The 12,756-nt window shown below is 72.8% G+C and carries 14 protein-coding genes; 9 read left to right on the top strand and 5 right to left on the bottom strand.

Annotation, left to right across the window (positions count from 1 at the left end; genetic code table 11):
- Positions 1–235: 235 nt before the first annotated feature.
- On the top strand, positions 236–1,423 hold the full coding sequence (locus L2C96_RS32320; RefSeq protein WP_237338891.1) for a pyridoxal phosphate-dependent aminotransferase: 1,188 nt from the start codon (positions 236–238) through the stop codon (positions 1,421–1,423).
- 96 nt (positions 1,424–1,519) lie between these two features.
- Positions 1,520–1,705, top strand: coding sequence for a hypothetical protein (locus tag L2C96_RS32315; RefSeq protein ID WP_017985728.1), 186 nt, complete (start codon positions 1,520–1,522; stop codon positions 1,703–1,705).
- Here the strand turns inward: L2C96_RS32315 and L2C96_RS32310 are convergent.
- A complete protein-coding gene (locus L2C96_RS32310) occupies positions 1,702–2,280 on the bottom strand; it encodes an HAD family hydrolase (RefSeq protein WP_237338890.1) in 579 nt (192 codons plus the stop codon). The two genes, L2C96_RS32315 and L2C96_RS32310, sit on opposite strands and share 4 nt — an antisense overlap.
- A complete protein-coding gene (locus L2C96_RS32305; RefSeq protein WP_123687169.1) occupies positions 2,277–3,290 on the bottom strand; it encodes a threonine aldolase family protein in 1,014 nt (337 codons plus the stop codon). Before L2C96_RS32305 ends, L2C96_RS32310 begins: the two co-directional genes overlap by 4 nt.
- 126 nt (positions 3,291–3,416) lie before the next feature.
- Here L2C96_RS32305 and L2C96_RS32300 point away from each other — a divergent pair, with 126 nt between their 5' ends.
- The 5 genes from L2C96_RS32300 to L2C96_RS32280 all read left to right on the top strand — a co-directional run bounded on the left by L2C96_RS32300 (position 3,417) and on the right by L2C96_RS32280 (position 8,182).
- Positions 3,417–3,926: a SigE family RNA polymerase sigma factor gene (locus L2C96_RS32300; RefSeq protein WP_020421383.1), complete on the top strand. Its 510-nt coding sequence runs from the start codon at positions 3,417–3,419 to the stop codon at positions 3,924–3,926.
- Positions 3,919–4,605, top strand: a complete 687-nt coding sequence (locus L2C96_RS32295; protein ID WP_237338889.1) for a hypothetical protein — start codon at positions 3,919–3,921, stop codon at positions 4,603–4,605. Before L2C96_RS32300 ends, L2C96_RS32295 begins: the two co-directional genes overlap by 8 nt.
- Positions 4,606–4,623: 18 nt before the next feature.
- Positions 4,624–5,214 (top strand): TetR/AcrR family transcriptional regulator, encoded by a 591-nt coding sequence (locus L2C96_RS32290; protein WP_237338888.1) that lies wholly within the window; start codon positions 4,624–4,626, stop codon positions 5,212–5,214.
- Positions 5,211–6,635 carry an adenylosuccinate lyase gene (purB, locus tag L2C96_RS32285; protein ID WP_020421386.1) on the top strand — a complete coding sequence of 475 codons (1,425 nt, stop codon included), beginning with the start codon at positions 5,211–5,213 and terminating at the stop codon, positions 6,633–6,635. The genes L2C96_RS32290 and purB overlap by 4 nt, the downstream gene beginning before the upstream one ends.
- 581 nt (positions 6,636–7,216) lie before the next feature.
- Positions 7,217–8,182 carry a helix-turn-helix transcriptional regulator gene (locus tag L2C96_RS32280; protein ID WP_237338887.1) on the top strand — a complete coding sequence of 322 codons (966 nt, stop codon included), beginning with the start codon at positions 7,217–7,219 and terminating at the stop codon, positions 8,180–8,182.
- Here the strand turns inward: L2C96_RS32280 and L2C96_RS32275 are convergent.
- The gene (locus L2C96_RS32275; protein WP_179772858.1) at positions 8,173–9,090 is read right to left on the bottom strand and encodes an SDR family oxidoreductase; all 918 of its coding nucleotides are present in this window, start codon (positions 9,088–9,090) and stop codon (positions 8,173–8,175) included. The genes L2C96_RS32280 and L2C96_RS32275 overlap by 10 nt on opposite strands.
- 96 nt (positions 9,091–9,186) lie before the next feature.
- Here L2C96_RS32275 and L2C96_RS32270 point away from each other — a divergent pair, with 96 nt between their 5' ends.
- Positions 9,187–9,933 (top strand): DUF2334 domain-containing protein, encoded by a 747-nt coding sequence (locus L2C96_RS32270; RefSeq protein WP_020421390.1) that lies wholly within the window; start codon positions 9,187–9,189, stop codon positions 9,931–9,933.
- On the opposite strand, the gene L2C96_RS32265 is transcribed toward L2C96_RS32270, so the two are convergent.
- A complete protein-coding gene (locus L2C96_RS32265; RefSeq protein WP_020421391.1) occupies positions 9,852–10,490 on the bottom strand; it encodes an MBL fold metallo-hydrolase in 639 nt (212 codons plus the stop codon). The genes L2C96_RS32270 and L2C96_RS32265 overlap by 82 nt on opposite strands.
- Before the next feature lie 21 nt (positions 10,491–10,511).
- Positions 10,512–11,447: an ArsR/SmtB family transcription factor gene (locus L2C96_RS32260; protein ID WP_237338886.1), complete on the bottom strand. Its 936-nt coding sequence runs from the start codon at positions 11,445–11,447 to the stop codon at positions 10,512–10,514.
- A 266-nt stretch (positions 11,448–11,713) separates the two neighbouring features.
- On the opposite strand from L2C96_RS32260, the gene L2C96_RS32255 reads away from it, so the two are divergent.
- Positions 11,714–12,751, top strand: coding sequence for an MFS transporter (locus L2C96_RS32255; protein WP_237338893.1), 1,038 nt, complete (start codon positions 11,714–11,716; stop codon positions 12,749–12,751).
- Positions 12,752–12,756: the final 5 nt, after the last annotated feature.

Here is a 12,756-nt window from a genome sequence, read left to right as displayed (position 1 = left end):
TGCTTTTCTGTCATCCCGGAGCCTGCCCGTCCGGCGAGGACTCTTTTGATCTTTAAAGCCGCGCCTTCGCGCGGAAAATGCGCTTCACGGCGCCGAAAGGTCTGGTTGGGGTAGTCGCCTGCTTTGCGTTGCCGGCTTGCGGTTGGTCGGTGCTGTTGCGTTGCCGGGCGGCGGTTGGCGCGCGGTGGGCCACCACGAGATCCGCTTCCACGATGCCCGACTTACCCTGAAACCCATGGTCGCCTCAGCCGCGTTCCCCGGTCCGGCCAAGCGGGCGGACGTCGCGCCCTTTCACGTCATGGAGGTGCTCTCCGCGGCCGCCGCCCGGCAGCGGACCCATGGGGACGTCGTCAGCCTCGCCGCGGGGCAGCCCAGCGCGGGCGCGCCCAAGCCGGTCCTGGAGGCGGCCGCGCGCGCCTTACGGGACCAGAACCTCGGGTACACCGTCCAGCTCGGCATCCCCGAGCTGCGCGAAGCCATCGCCGGGCACTACGACCGCCGCTACGGGATGACCGTCAGCCCGGAGGACGTCATCGTCACCACCGGGTCCTCGGGCGGTTTCATGTTGTCGTTCCTGTCCGCCTTCGACGCCGGCGCCCGCGTCGCCATGGCCCGGCCCGGCTACCCGGCCTACCGCAACCTGCTGTCCGCCCTCGGCTGCGAGGTCGTCGAGTTCGCCACCGACGAGAGCACCCGCTTCCAGCCGACCGTCGACCTGCTCGACGAGCTCGGCCCGCTCGACGGGCTCATCGTGGCCAGCCCGACCAACCCGGCCGGGACCGCGCTGCCGCCGGGCGAGCTTGCCGCCATCGCGGGCTGGTGTTCGTCCCGCGGGGTGCAGCTGATCAGCGACGAGATCTACCACGGCATCTCCTACGGCACCGAGCTCGGCTGCGCCTGGCAGTCCACCACCGAATCGATCGTGCTCGGCTCGTTCTCCAAGTACTTCGCCATGACCGGATGGCGGCTGGGCTGGATGCTCGCCCCGAAACGGCTGCACCGCGCGGTCGACGTGCTCACCGGCAACCTCAACATCTGCGCACCGGCCCTCGCCCAGCACGCGGCCGTCGCCGCGTTCGAGCCCGACTCCTACGCCGAGCTGGACGGGCACGTCGCGCACTACCGGCGCAACCGCGACCTGCTGCTGGACGGCCTCGCGGGCATCGGGCTGACCCGCGTCGCCCCGGTCGACGGCGCGTTCTACGCCTACGTCGACGTCTCCGAGCACACCACCGACAGCCTGAGCTGGTGCCAGCGGCTGCTCGCCGACACCGGCGTCGCGATCACCCCGGGCATCGACTTCGACCCCGTGGACGGCGGGAAGTTCGTCCGGTTCTCGTTCGCCGGCTCCGAGTCCGACGTCACCGAGGGGGTCGCGCGCCTTGGCCGCTGGCTCTCCGGGGGAACCCCCAGTTTTCCCTGAACGTTGACCAGAACGCGGGCGTCCCGGCACGAAACCGTGCCAGGCTGCACGTAGCGGGCCGAACGAGCCCGCGTGGCACAACCGGAGGGGAATGCCATGTTCTGGAAGATCGTCGGTGCGCTGCTCGTCGCCTGGCTCGCGTTCATGGTGATCGGCTCGGTGATCGGGTTCGTCTTCAAGGCGATCCTGTGGATCGCCGTGATCGGCGGCGTCGGCTTCCTCGGTGCCGCTGCCTACAACGCGATCAAGAACAACAAGGAGCGCAAGCAGATCCGCCCCTAGAGCAGAGCGCGCGCCGCGTCGGCCCCGTCCCACACGTGCGCGCGCAGGCCTGCCGCCCGCGCTCCATCCACATTGGACTGGCGGTCGTCGAAGAAGACGCAGTCGCCCGCCGGCACGCCAAGGCGGGCGACGAGCAGTTCGAAGATCTCCGCGTCCGGCTTGGCCACACCCACGTCGCCGGAGAACACCCGGACGCGGAAGTGCCGCATCCAGTCCTGCCGCTCGGCGAACCGGGCGAACGAGGACGGCGCGTTGGACAGCAGCGCCAGCGGCACCCCGGCAGCGCTCAGCCCGGCCAGCAGCTCCAGCGACGACTCCCGCACGTCCGACCAGCCGCGGATGTCGATCTCGGTCAGCCGGTCCGATGTGGACTCGTCGACCGGCACGCCGAGCGCCTCGCCGACCCCGCCCCAGTACTCCAGGTCGGAGCTGCCGCGGTCGTAGGCGTCCCGCAGCCGCCAGTAGTGCGGCTCGAACTCCGCCGGCGACACCCCCAGCGTGGCCGCGAGGTCCGGCAGCGCGGTCGTCCGGCCGCAGATCACCTCGCCGTAGTCGAACACCACCCAGCCGGTCACGGGTGACCACCGGCCTTGATGCGGCGCAGCGCCTCGTCCACGTCGGCCGGGGAGACGTCCCGGTGCAGCACGAACCGCACCTTGCCCGCCATCGGCAGCGCCAGCACGCCCTGGGCCTGCAGCGACTCCAGCGTCACCGCGATGTCGGCGACCGGCGCGAGCACGATGTTGGTCTCCGGGGTGTCGGCCTGCCAGCCCAGCTCACGCAGGCCGTCGGCCAGCCGCCGGGCCTTCTCGTGCTCCGCGGCGAGGTCCGGGACCCGGTCCAGCGCGACCAGGCAGGCCGCGGCGAGCACCCCGATCTGCCGCATGCCGCCGCCGAGCATCTGCCGCATCCGGCGCGCCCGCTCGACGAACTCCCGGCTGCCCGCGACGACCGACCCGGCCGGCGCGCCCAGCCCCTTGCTGAAGCACGCGGACACGCTGTCCACGCCCACGGTCAGCGCGGCGGGCGGCAGGCCGAGCGCGACGGCCGCGTGCCAGACGCGGGCGCCGTCGAGGTGGACCTGCAGCCCGGCCTGCCGCGCGGTGGACAGCAGCTGGGCGTGCTCGTGCGGCGGGATGACCGCGCCGCCGGCCGCGTTGTGGGTGTTCTCCAGGCACAGCAGGGTGGTGCGCAGCGCGTAGTACGGCCCGCTGCGGGTGCCGATGGCCGCCGCGACCGTCTCCGGCTTGGGACGGCCGGGGCCTCCGTCGTGCGGCAGCGCTTCGGGCATGCCACCGGCGAGCCAGGCCGCGGAGCCCAGCTCGTTGTTCAGGACGTGCGCGTTGTTCGGGGCGAGGAACCGGTCGCCGCGCTTGAGGTGGACGGACAGGGCGATGAGGTTGGCCATCGTGCCGCTGGGCGTCCACAGCGCCGCCGGCATGCCGAGGACCGCGGCCGCGCGCTCCTCGAGCTCGCGGACCGTGGGGTCGACGTCGATGACGTTGTCGCCGACCTCAGCGGACGCCATCGCTCTGCGCATCTGCTCATCCGGACGGGTGACGGTGTCAGAGCGGAAGTCGATCAACTGGGTGGCTGCTGAGGTCACAGTCAGATCACATCACACCGTTCAGATGATCTTCAAGAAGGTGCAACCCACCGTCGGCGCAGTTCCGTCTTTACGCCGAGACGTCGGAGCGGAGAGCCTTAGCGCGTGGACGAGGGTGACGAGCGGGACTTCGCGGAGTACTTCGCGGCCAAACGCGACTCCGTGCGCCGGACCGCGTACCTGCTCTGCGGCGACTGGCACCGCGCGGACGATCTCGCGCAGACGGCGTTCGTGGCGCTGCACCGGAAGTGGAACCGCATCCGGGATCGCGCCGCGACCGACGCCTACGTGCGGAAGACGCTGGTCCGGGCGTCGATCGACGAGTCGAGACGGCCCTGGCGGAGGGAGCGGCACGTGGAGCAGCTGCCCGAGCCCGAGCCCGCGGGCACCCGGCTGGACGACCAGGTCGCCACGCGCGCGGACCTGCTGGCCGGGCTGCGCGCGGTGCCGCCGAAGCAGCGGGCCGTGCTGGTCCTGCGGTACTTCGAGGGGCTGGACGTGGCCGGCGTGGCGAAGGTCCTCGGCTGCAGCGAGGGGAACGTGAAGAGCCAGACCGCGCGGGGACTGGCGAACCTGCGCGACGCGCTGGGCGAGGAGGTGGAAGCCGGTGGATGAGCACGAGCTGACGGAGTTGTTCCGGTCCGCGCCCGGTGAGCCGCCTCCGGCCGGGTTCGACGTGCGGGACGTGCGGACGGCCTCGGCGCGGGTCACGGCGCGGCGGCGCACGACGCTCGCGGTGGCGTCACTCTGCGTGGTCTTCGCCCTGTTCGGCGCCGGAATCGCCGGATTCGTCCAGTCCCGGACCACCCAATCGACTCAAGTCCAGGGGCAGGAGCAACCGGCGAACGCGCCGGAGCGTCTCCCGTCCGCCGTGCCCCAGCTTTCCGGTCCCTCCGCCATGCAGGGAGGAGAGGGCGCCGGGGAGAACGGCCCGCGGGCCGACAGCACCTCCGGGTGCGACAAGGTGGACCGGGAGCTCGCCACCGCCCTCGCTGGCGAGCTCCCGGCCACCGGGATCACCGGGCCGGACGCGGGCGACGTGTGCACGCCGGGTTCCCGCTCGGCGAGGTACGGCGTCGCGGAGAACGGCCGCACCGGTTCGGTGTCGGCGACCGTGCTGCCGCCGGGGGCCAGCGTCCAGCTCGCGAAGCTCGCCGACGGCGCCGTCGTCGACCAGCGGCTGACCGCGGGCGGCGGGACGGTGATCGTGCTGAGCGTGCCCGCCCCGGGCAGCGCGGCGCCGCTGGCGGACGACGTCCCGAAGATCGCCACCGCGCTCGCGCAGAGGTTCTAGCTGGTTAGATGGGCGGCCATGACGTCCGGAGCGAGCACGCCGAAGGGTGAGCGCAGGCGGGCGGCCCTCGTCGAGGCCGCGGCCGAGCTGCTGGTCGAAGGCGGTTTCGACGCGATCCGGCACCGCGCGGTCGCCGAGCGGGCCGGGCTGCCGCTGGCGTCGACGACGTACTACTTCGACTCGCTCGACGACCTCATCAGCGCCGCCGCCGAGCACCACGGCCGCGCCGAGCTGGCGAAGGGACACGCGCAGCTGGACGAGCTGCCGACCGAGCACCGCCGCATCGACAGCGTCGTGGAACTGGTGCTGGACCAGCTGCTCGGCGAGGACCCCGGCTACGAGGCGGTGCTGCTGCGGTACGAGCGGCTGGTGGCGACCGGGCGGCGGCCCTACCTGCGGCCGTTGATGCGGGCGCTCGGCGCGGAGCTGCGGGAGCTGCTGACGGAAATCTTCGCCCGGTCCGGGCTGGTGATCGAGCGGGACCGGCTGGAGGAGCTGATCGCGCTCGTCGACGGCGCCGTGGTCAACGCCTTGATCGAGGTGGACCCGGATCCGCGGGCGGTGGCGCGGGCGAGGCTCGCTCGCGCGCTATCTAAGCTTGGGTCGTGACGAAACCGCAGATCCCGAACGTCCTCGCCGGCCGATACGCCTCTCCCGAGCTGGTCTCGCTGTGGTCGCCGGAGAACAAGGTGAAGCTCGAGCGCGAGCTGTGGATCGCGGTGCTGCGCGCCCAGCGCGACCTGGGCGTCGAGGTGCCGGACGGGGTCGTCGAGGACTACGAGCGGGTGCTGGACCAGGTCGACCTGGGCAGCATCGCGGAGCGGGAGCGCGTCACCCGGCATGACGTGAAGGCGCGGATCGAGGAGTTCAACGCGCTGGCCGGGCACGAGCACGTGCACAAGGGCATGACGTCGCGGGACCTGACGGAGAACGTCGAGCAGCTGCAGGTCCGGCGGTCGCTGGAGCTGATGCGCTCGCGGGTGGCCGCGGTGCTGGCCCGGCTGGCGGCGCTGGCCGCCGAGCACGCGGAGCTGGTGATGGCCGGCCGGTCGCACAACGTGGCCGCGCAGGCGACGACGCTGGGCAAGCGCTTCGCGACGGCGGCGGACGAGCTGCTGGTGGCGTTCGACCGGCTGGACGACCTGATCGGGCGGTACCCGCTGCGGGGGATCAAGGGTCCGGTGGGGACGGCGCAGGACATGCTGGACCTGCTGGGTTCGGCGGAGACGCTGGCCGAGCTGGAGAACCGGATCGCCGCGCACCTGGGGTTCGCGCGGACGTTCACCAGCGTGGGGCAGGTGTATCCGCGGTCGCTGGACTTCGACGTGCTGTCCGCGCTGGTGCAGCTGGCGGCGGCGCCGTCGAGCCTGGCGAAGACGATTCGGTTGATGGCCGGGCACGAGCTGGTGACCGAGGGGTTCAAGCCGGGGCAGGTCGGCTCGTCGGCGATGCCGCACAAGATGAACACGCGGTCGTGCGAGCGGGTCAACGGCCTGGCGGTCGTGCTGCGCGGCTACCTGTCGATGATCGGCGAGCTGGCGGGCGACCAGTGGAACGAGGGGGACGTGTCGGATTCGGTGGTGCGCCGGGTCGCGTTGCCGGACGCGTTCTTCGCGCTGGACGGGCTGCTGGAGACGTTCCTCACGGTGCTCGACGAGTTCGGCGCGTTCCCGGCCGTGGTGGCCCGCGAGCTGGAGCGGTACCTCCCGTTCCTGGCGACGACGAAGGTGCTGATGGCGTCGGTGCGGGCCGGGGTGGGCCGGGAGACCGCGCACGAGGCGATCAAGGAGCACGCGGTCGGGGTGGCGCTGGCGATGCGCGAGAAGGGCGCCGACAACGACTTGCTGGACCGGCTCGCCGCCGATTCGCGGCTGCCGCTGGACCGCGCCGGGCTGGAGCAGTTGCTCGCCGACCGGATCTCGTTCACCGGCGTGGCGCCCGCGCAGGTGGCCGCCGTGGTGGCGCGGGTGGAGGACGTACTGGCGCGGTTCCCGGAGGCCGCGAAGTACGTGCCGCAGCCGATCCTCTGACCGCTGGTTCGGCGGTGGCCCCGGGAAGCTGGGCGGTGGCTCGCGGGGCCGCGCGGTTGCCCGCGAAGCGGGCGGCGCGTCGCGCCGGCTCGCGGGCGCCGGTTGGTGACGCTGGGCGGGCGCTGGAAGGTGGCGCTGGTTGGCGGTGACGCGGCCTCGCCCCGTTGGGCGAGCGGTTGCGGTGACGTTGCTGCTCGATGAAGGACCGTTCGTGTCGATGAAAGGCCCGTTCGTGCCTGCGGGCGGGCATCTCTCGCGGCGGTGGCGGTCGGTCGGATGGGATGGCGTGAACGGTCCATTCATCCTCGCGCGAGAGGCACCTGTCGTCGCTGCGCGAGAGGGCCAACGACGCCGGCCTCGATGAACGGCCCGTTCACATCGGCGCAAATGGGCACCTCACACGGTGCCGAGGTGCACACGCGACTCCACGACATGCCCCTTCATGCACTCGCGAGATGCCCACTCACGCCCCGATGAATGGTCCATTCATCGGCGCACCCCAAGCACCCCCAGCCCACCCAGGTGCCGCCCGCCGCCACCACGGCCCACCCCACGCCGGCATCTCCGGCATCATCGAGGGCATGCGCGCGGAACGTCTGGTGGCCCTGCTCTTCACCCTGCAGAGCAGGCGCAGCGCGACCGTCCCCGAGCTGGCCGACGCGCTCGGCGTTTCGGAGCGCACCATGCACCGCGACATCGCCGCCCTGCAGGCCGCCGGAGTTCCACTGTGGACGGAGACCGGGCGGTACGGCGGCGTGCGGCTCGTGGAGGGGTGGCGCACCCGGCTGGACGGGCTCACCTCCCGCGAAGCCGTCGCCATCTTCGCGATGGGCGTGCCCCGCGCGCTGGCCGAGCTGGGTCTCGGCACCGCCGTCTCCGCCGCCCACGCCAAGGTCAGCGCCACCCTCCCCGCCCCGCTGCGCGAGCAGGCCCAGCACCTCGCCCAGCGGTTCCACCTCGACGCGCCCGGCTGGTTCAAGTCCGAAGAGGACGCCGAGCACCTCGCGACCATCGCCCAGTCCGTGTGGGAGCAGCGCCGCGCCGCGATCACCTACCGGCGCGGCGACCACACCGTCGAACGCCTCCTCGAACCGCTCGGCCTCGTCCTCAAGGCCGGCGTCTGGTACCTCGTCGCCCGCATCGAGCACAGCATCCGCACCTACCGCGTCAGCAAGGTCACCGCCGTCGAGCTCACCGACGAGCGCTTCGAGCGGCCCGCGGACTTCGACCTCGCCGGCTGGTGGCAGCGCTCCTCCACCCAGTTCGAGCGCTCACTGCAACGCCACCCCGTCCGGCTGCGCCTGTCCCGCTGGGGCGTGCAACAACTCCCGCAGGTCCTCGACCCCGACCTGGCCATCGCCGCTCTCGACGCGGCTGGGCCACCCGACCCCGAGGGCTGGGTCGAGGTCACCGTCGACCTGGAAGAACCGGCCATCGCGGCGAGCATGCTGCTCGGCCTCGGCCCCGACGTCGAGGTCGTCGAGCCACCCGCCGTGCGCGCCGCGTTCGCCGACGCCGCACGGCGGATGGCCGACCGTCACCGGTAGCCGGTCGGGTCCGCGGGCTTGCCCGCGTCCTGGACCTCCATGACGTACCGCCAGCCGTCCGGCCTGCTGCCGTCCACGTCGTCGAACTCGTAGATCTTCGCCAGCTGCCCGCTGTTCAGCGTCTGCCCGTGGAACCGGTGCCGCTCGGGGTCCGCCGCCAGCGACGCGACCGCCCTGCCCACGAACACCGGCGACTCGGAAATGCAGAAGTGCGGCTCCTTCGCGAGCGCGTCCCGCCAGTTCTCCTCGGTCACGCCGTAGTGCTCCAGCATCGCCTCCGACCGCAGCCAGCCCGGCGTCATCGCCACCGCCGTCGCGCCGTGCGGGGCCAGGTCGTGCGCTTCCGCCTTGACGATGCTGTGCGACGCCGCCTTCGCCACGTAGAACCCGATCGACGTGCCCTCCCGGAACCGCGAGTTGTACTCCTCGGTCCCGTCGGTCATCTCCACCACCAGCCCGCCCTGGTTGCGGATCACCAGCGGCAGCAGGAAGTGGCTGGTGATGATGTGCGCGTCGATGCCCAGCCGGATCGACCGCAGCGCGTGCTCCAGCGGCAGGTCCCACACCGCCTGGCCCCACCCGATGTACTCGTCGCCGCCCCAGATGCCGTCGACCAGGATGTCCAGCCGCCCCTGCTCGCGGTCGACCCGCTCGGCCAGCGCCCGCACCTGCTCCGGGTCGAGGTGGTCGACGCGGATCGCCGCGCCCTTGCCGCCCGCGTCGGTGATCCGCTCCAGCGTGCCCTCGATCGTCTCCGGCCTGCCCACCTCGGAGCGGTGCTCACCGGAGGTCCGCCCGGTGACGTACACGAACGCGCCCCGGCGCCCCAGCTCGATCGCGATCGCCCGGCTCGCCCCGCGCGTGCCACCGGCGACGAGGGCGACCTTCCCACTCAGTTCGTTGCTCATACGTCCACCGTGTCGGTGAACCCTGTCAGATCCCGTCATGGTTGCCGTCACCCGCGGGTAAGGGGTTCGTCATGACGATCTGGTGCGGTGGGTGACATGGACGCCCGTCTGCTGGTCTCGCTGTCCGGCATCGGTCCGCGGACGCTGCACCGCTGCGCCGAACTCGCGGCCGAGCTGGACCGCCGAAACGTCCCCCTGTCCCTCCTCTTCGCGCCGCGCACCGAGGGGTCGCAGGCCGTCACCGCCTGGGTCCGCGAGCGCACCAGCCGCGGCGACGGTCTCCTGCTGCACGGCTACGACCACCGCATCCCGCCCAGCCACCGGGCGGTCAGCCTGCACCGCAAGGCCGAGTTCGCCGGCCTGCCCGCGCACGAGGCCCGGCTGCGGATGATCGCCGCGAAGGCCGCGCTGGAGAAGCTCGGCCTCGGCGCGGACGGGTTCGCGCCGCCGCGGTGGCTCGCCTCGCCCGGCACGCTCGCCGCGGCGGGCGAGCACTTCGCGCTGTGCGCCGACCTCGCCGCCGTGCACGACCTGCGCACCCGCACCGTGCACCGCTCGCGGGTCCAGTCGTTCGCGGCGCACAACCACCGCACCGAGACCGTGCGCGCGTTCGCGCTCGTGCTCGCCTCGGCGCGGGCCGCACGACGTGGTGGTCTCGTGCGCCTGGGGATCGACGCGGCCGACCTCGCCCGGCCCGGTCTCCGGCACGCCTTCCTCGACGCGGTCGACGTCGCGCTGGAGAACCGGGCCTTCGGCACGACCTACGGGAGCTTGACGTCCTCGCCGCGCGTCGGTGCGCGCACCTCGGTGCCCTCCGGGGCGAGGTTGGTGAACAAGCCGTAGTGCATCGCCGGGTTCGCGAGCACCGCCTCGTGGATCGGCACGGCGACGCGCGGCGCGACCGCCCGCAGGTAGTCGACGGCCTCGCCGGCCTTGAGCCACGGCGCGCCGGTCGGCAGGCCGAGCACGTCGATCTTCTGCTCGGGCACGAAGAACGAGTCGCCGGGGTGGTAGAAGGCGCCGTGGTCGACGATGTAGCCGACGTTCGGGATGACCGGGATGTCGGAGTGGATCACGGCGTGCTGCCCGCCGACCACGTTCACCGCGGCGCCGCCCGCCTCAAAAGCGTCGCCCGGGTTGACGACCTGGAACTCCAGGCCCAGCTTCTGCACGGTCTCCGCCGAGCCCGGGTCGACGACCAGCTTCGCGTCCGGGTTGGCTTCGAGCAGCACCGGCAGCCGTTCGCTGTCGATGTGGTCGAAGTGCTGGTGGGTGATCAGGACCGCGTCCAGCTCGCGCTCGCCCTCGAAGCCCTCCGAGAACGCGCCGGGGTCGAGCAGGATCCGCGCGTTTTCCGTCTCCAGCAGGACACAGGCGTGTCCGAAATGGACGATTCGCATCAGGTGCTCCTCCGCGTGGGTTCAGGACCAGCCTAGGCCCGCCAGAATGGCGTCGCCAAGATCGCTTCGGCGGTACCGGACCTCGTGTCCGGATCGCGCCGACGTGAGGATCCCCACGTCCCGCAGCGCGGTGACGTGCGCGGACACGGTGCTCGGCGCGAGGCCCAGCCGGCCGGCGAGCGCCGACGTGGACAGCGGTTCACCGAGGGCGAGCAGGACGGCGGCCTTGGTGCGGCCGAACACCGCGGCGAGGCGGGCGTCGTGGTCCGGACGGCCGCCCCACAGCCCGGCGACGCCGCGGGCTGGGTAGAGCAGCGCGGGCTGCCAGGGCGGGACGGTGACCACGCCGACGCCGGGCCAGGCGAAGACGGCGGGGAGCAGGAGCAGCCCGCGCCGGCCGAGGCGGACCCGTTCCCGGGACCGGGATTCGACCAGGACCGTGCCGTCGACGAGCCGGACGCGCCGGTGCAGGTCCGCGAAGACGAGTGGCAGACCGCCGTCGGCGAGCCGGCGGGAGCGGTGGGCGATGTCGGCGGCGAGGACGTCCCGCATCCGCGGCCAGTGCGGCGCGACCAGCTCCGACCAGACGAGCGCCATCTGGTCGGCGAGCAGATCGCGTGCCTTCGCCGGGTCGGAGGGCAGGCCGCTGAGGTCGGCGTCGACCATGGCCAGCTCGGCGGCGACCTGCCGCGGCGGCGTGCGGCGGATGCGGTCCAGCTGCGCCTCGGCGGTGGTGTGCGGGCCGTCGGGTGGCGGGCTGAGGAAGTCGGTGATGTAGCGGCGGCCGGACAGGACGCTGCGCAGCTCGGCGATCGGCAGGTCGGCGCCGGTCAGCCACGGCGGGTGCACGGGGTGCGCGCGGAGGCCGAGCCCGACCTGGACCGCGCCGAGCGCCTCCTCCAGCGGGGAGATGCCGAAGCGGACCGGGCTCGCGGCGGTGAGGACCAACTCGATCATGGCGGCCGACTTTCGGGGATTTCCGAATCAGTATGGGCGCGGGAGGGGCGGCGGAACAGTCGGAAGGGTGCGAATCGGGGCGACGGGTGGGGTGGCGGCGGGCGCCGCCCGGGTGCTGGCGACGACGCACTTCGTCGAGGTGGGCAGCGAGCCGGGTTGGTCTTCGCGCCGATACCGGGTCAACCGGGTGCCGAGGAGGTCCGCCGGTGAATCGCGCGTATTGGCGCTGGTCCGTGGGCGCTCAGCTGTACCGCCTGCCGATCGCCATGGGGCCGCTCGCCTTCACCTCCGTCGCCACGGTCGTCACCGGGTCGTACCGGCTCGGCGGGGTGATGGTCGCTGTGCTCGTGGGGGCCGAGATCGCCGGCGCGGTGCCGTGTGGGCGGCTGCTCGACCGGATCGGCGTGGCCCGCGGTCTGGTGCTCCTCCTGCTCGCCGCCGGCACGGCCATGGCGGCGCTCGTCGTCGCCGCGCGGACCGGATCACACGGGCTGCTGGTCGCACTGGTCGTGGTGCCTGGGCTCGTCGTGGGCGGGCTGTCCGGCGGCTTCCGCACGCTGCTCGGCTCCGTCGTGCCGGACGACCAGCTGCCGCGCGCCGTCGCGATCGACTCGATGCTCTTCGAGGGCGTCCTCATCGCCGGGCCGCTGCTGGTCGCCGCCCTGAGTCCGGCCGGCGCGCTCGCCCCGCTCGCCGCCATGGCCGCGGCCTACTTCGCCGCGGCGCTGGCCGTGCCGCGGGCCGTCGCGCCCGCCCCGCCGAGGCCGGCGAAACTGCCCGTCCGGAACGCGCTGCCCTGGCTCGCGTGCCTGTTCGCGCTGGGCCATCTGCTCGCGACCGTCGAGGTCGCGCCGTTACCGCTGGTCCAACGGCTCGGCGCGGACCCGGCGCTGGCCGCGGTGGTGATCGTCGTGCTGAGCGGGGCCAGCATCGCGGGTAGCGCGGTCTTCGCGTGGCGACGGCCACCGGCCGGGCGGCGGCAGGCCGCGATGGCGCTGGGCGGGTTCGTCGTGGGCGGCTCGGTGCTGGCCGCGGACCTCGGGTGGGCCGGGCTGCTCACCGGCGCGGCACTGATCGGCGCGGGCACCGGGCCGCTGCTGACCGTCGCGTCCGTGCGGCTTCAGCGGTTGCTGCCGGAAGGCCGTCGCGCGGAGGGGTTCTCGGCCGCGTTCGTCGTGCAGGCGACCGGGTTCGGGCTCGGGTCGCTGAGCGTCGGCGTGCTGCCGTTGTCGCTGGCGCCCACGCTCGGGGTAGTGAGCTCGGCCACCGCATGTGCCATGCTGGCGTTACTGAACAGTAGTTAGGAGGC

Source organism: Amycolatopsis tucumanensis, from assembly GCF_021654135.1.
Classification (GTDB): domain Bacteria; phylum Actinomycetota; class Actinomycetes; order Mycobacteriales; family Pseudonocardiaceae; genus Amycolatopsis_E; species Amycolatopsis_E tucumanensis.
Note: the sequence above shows the minus strand (reverse complement) of the source record. Positions and strands in the feature narration are given on the sequence as shown.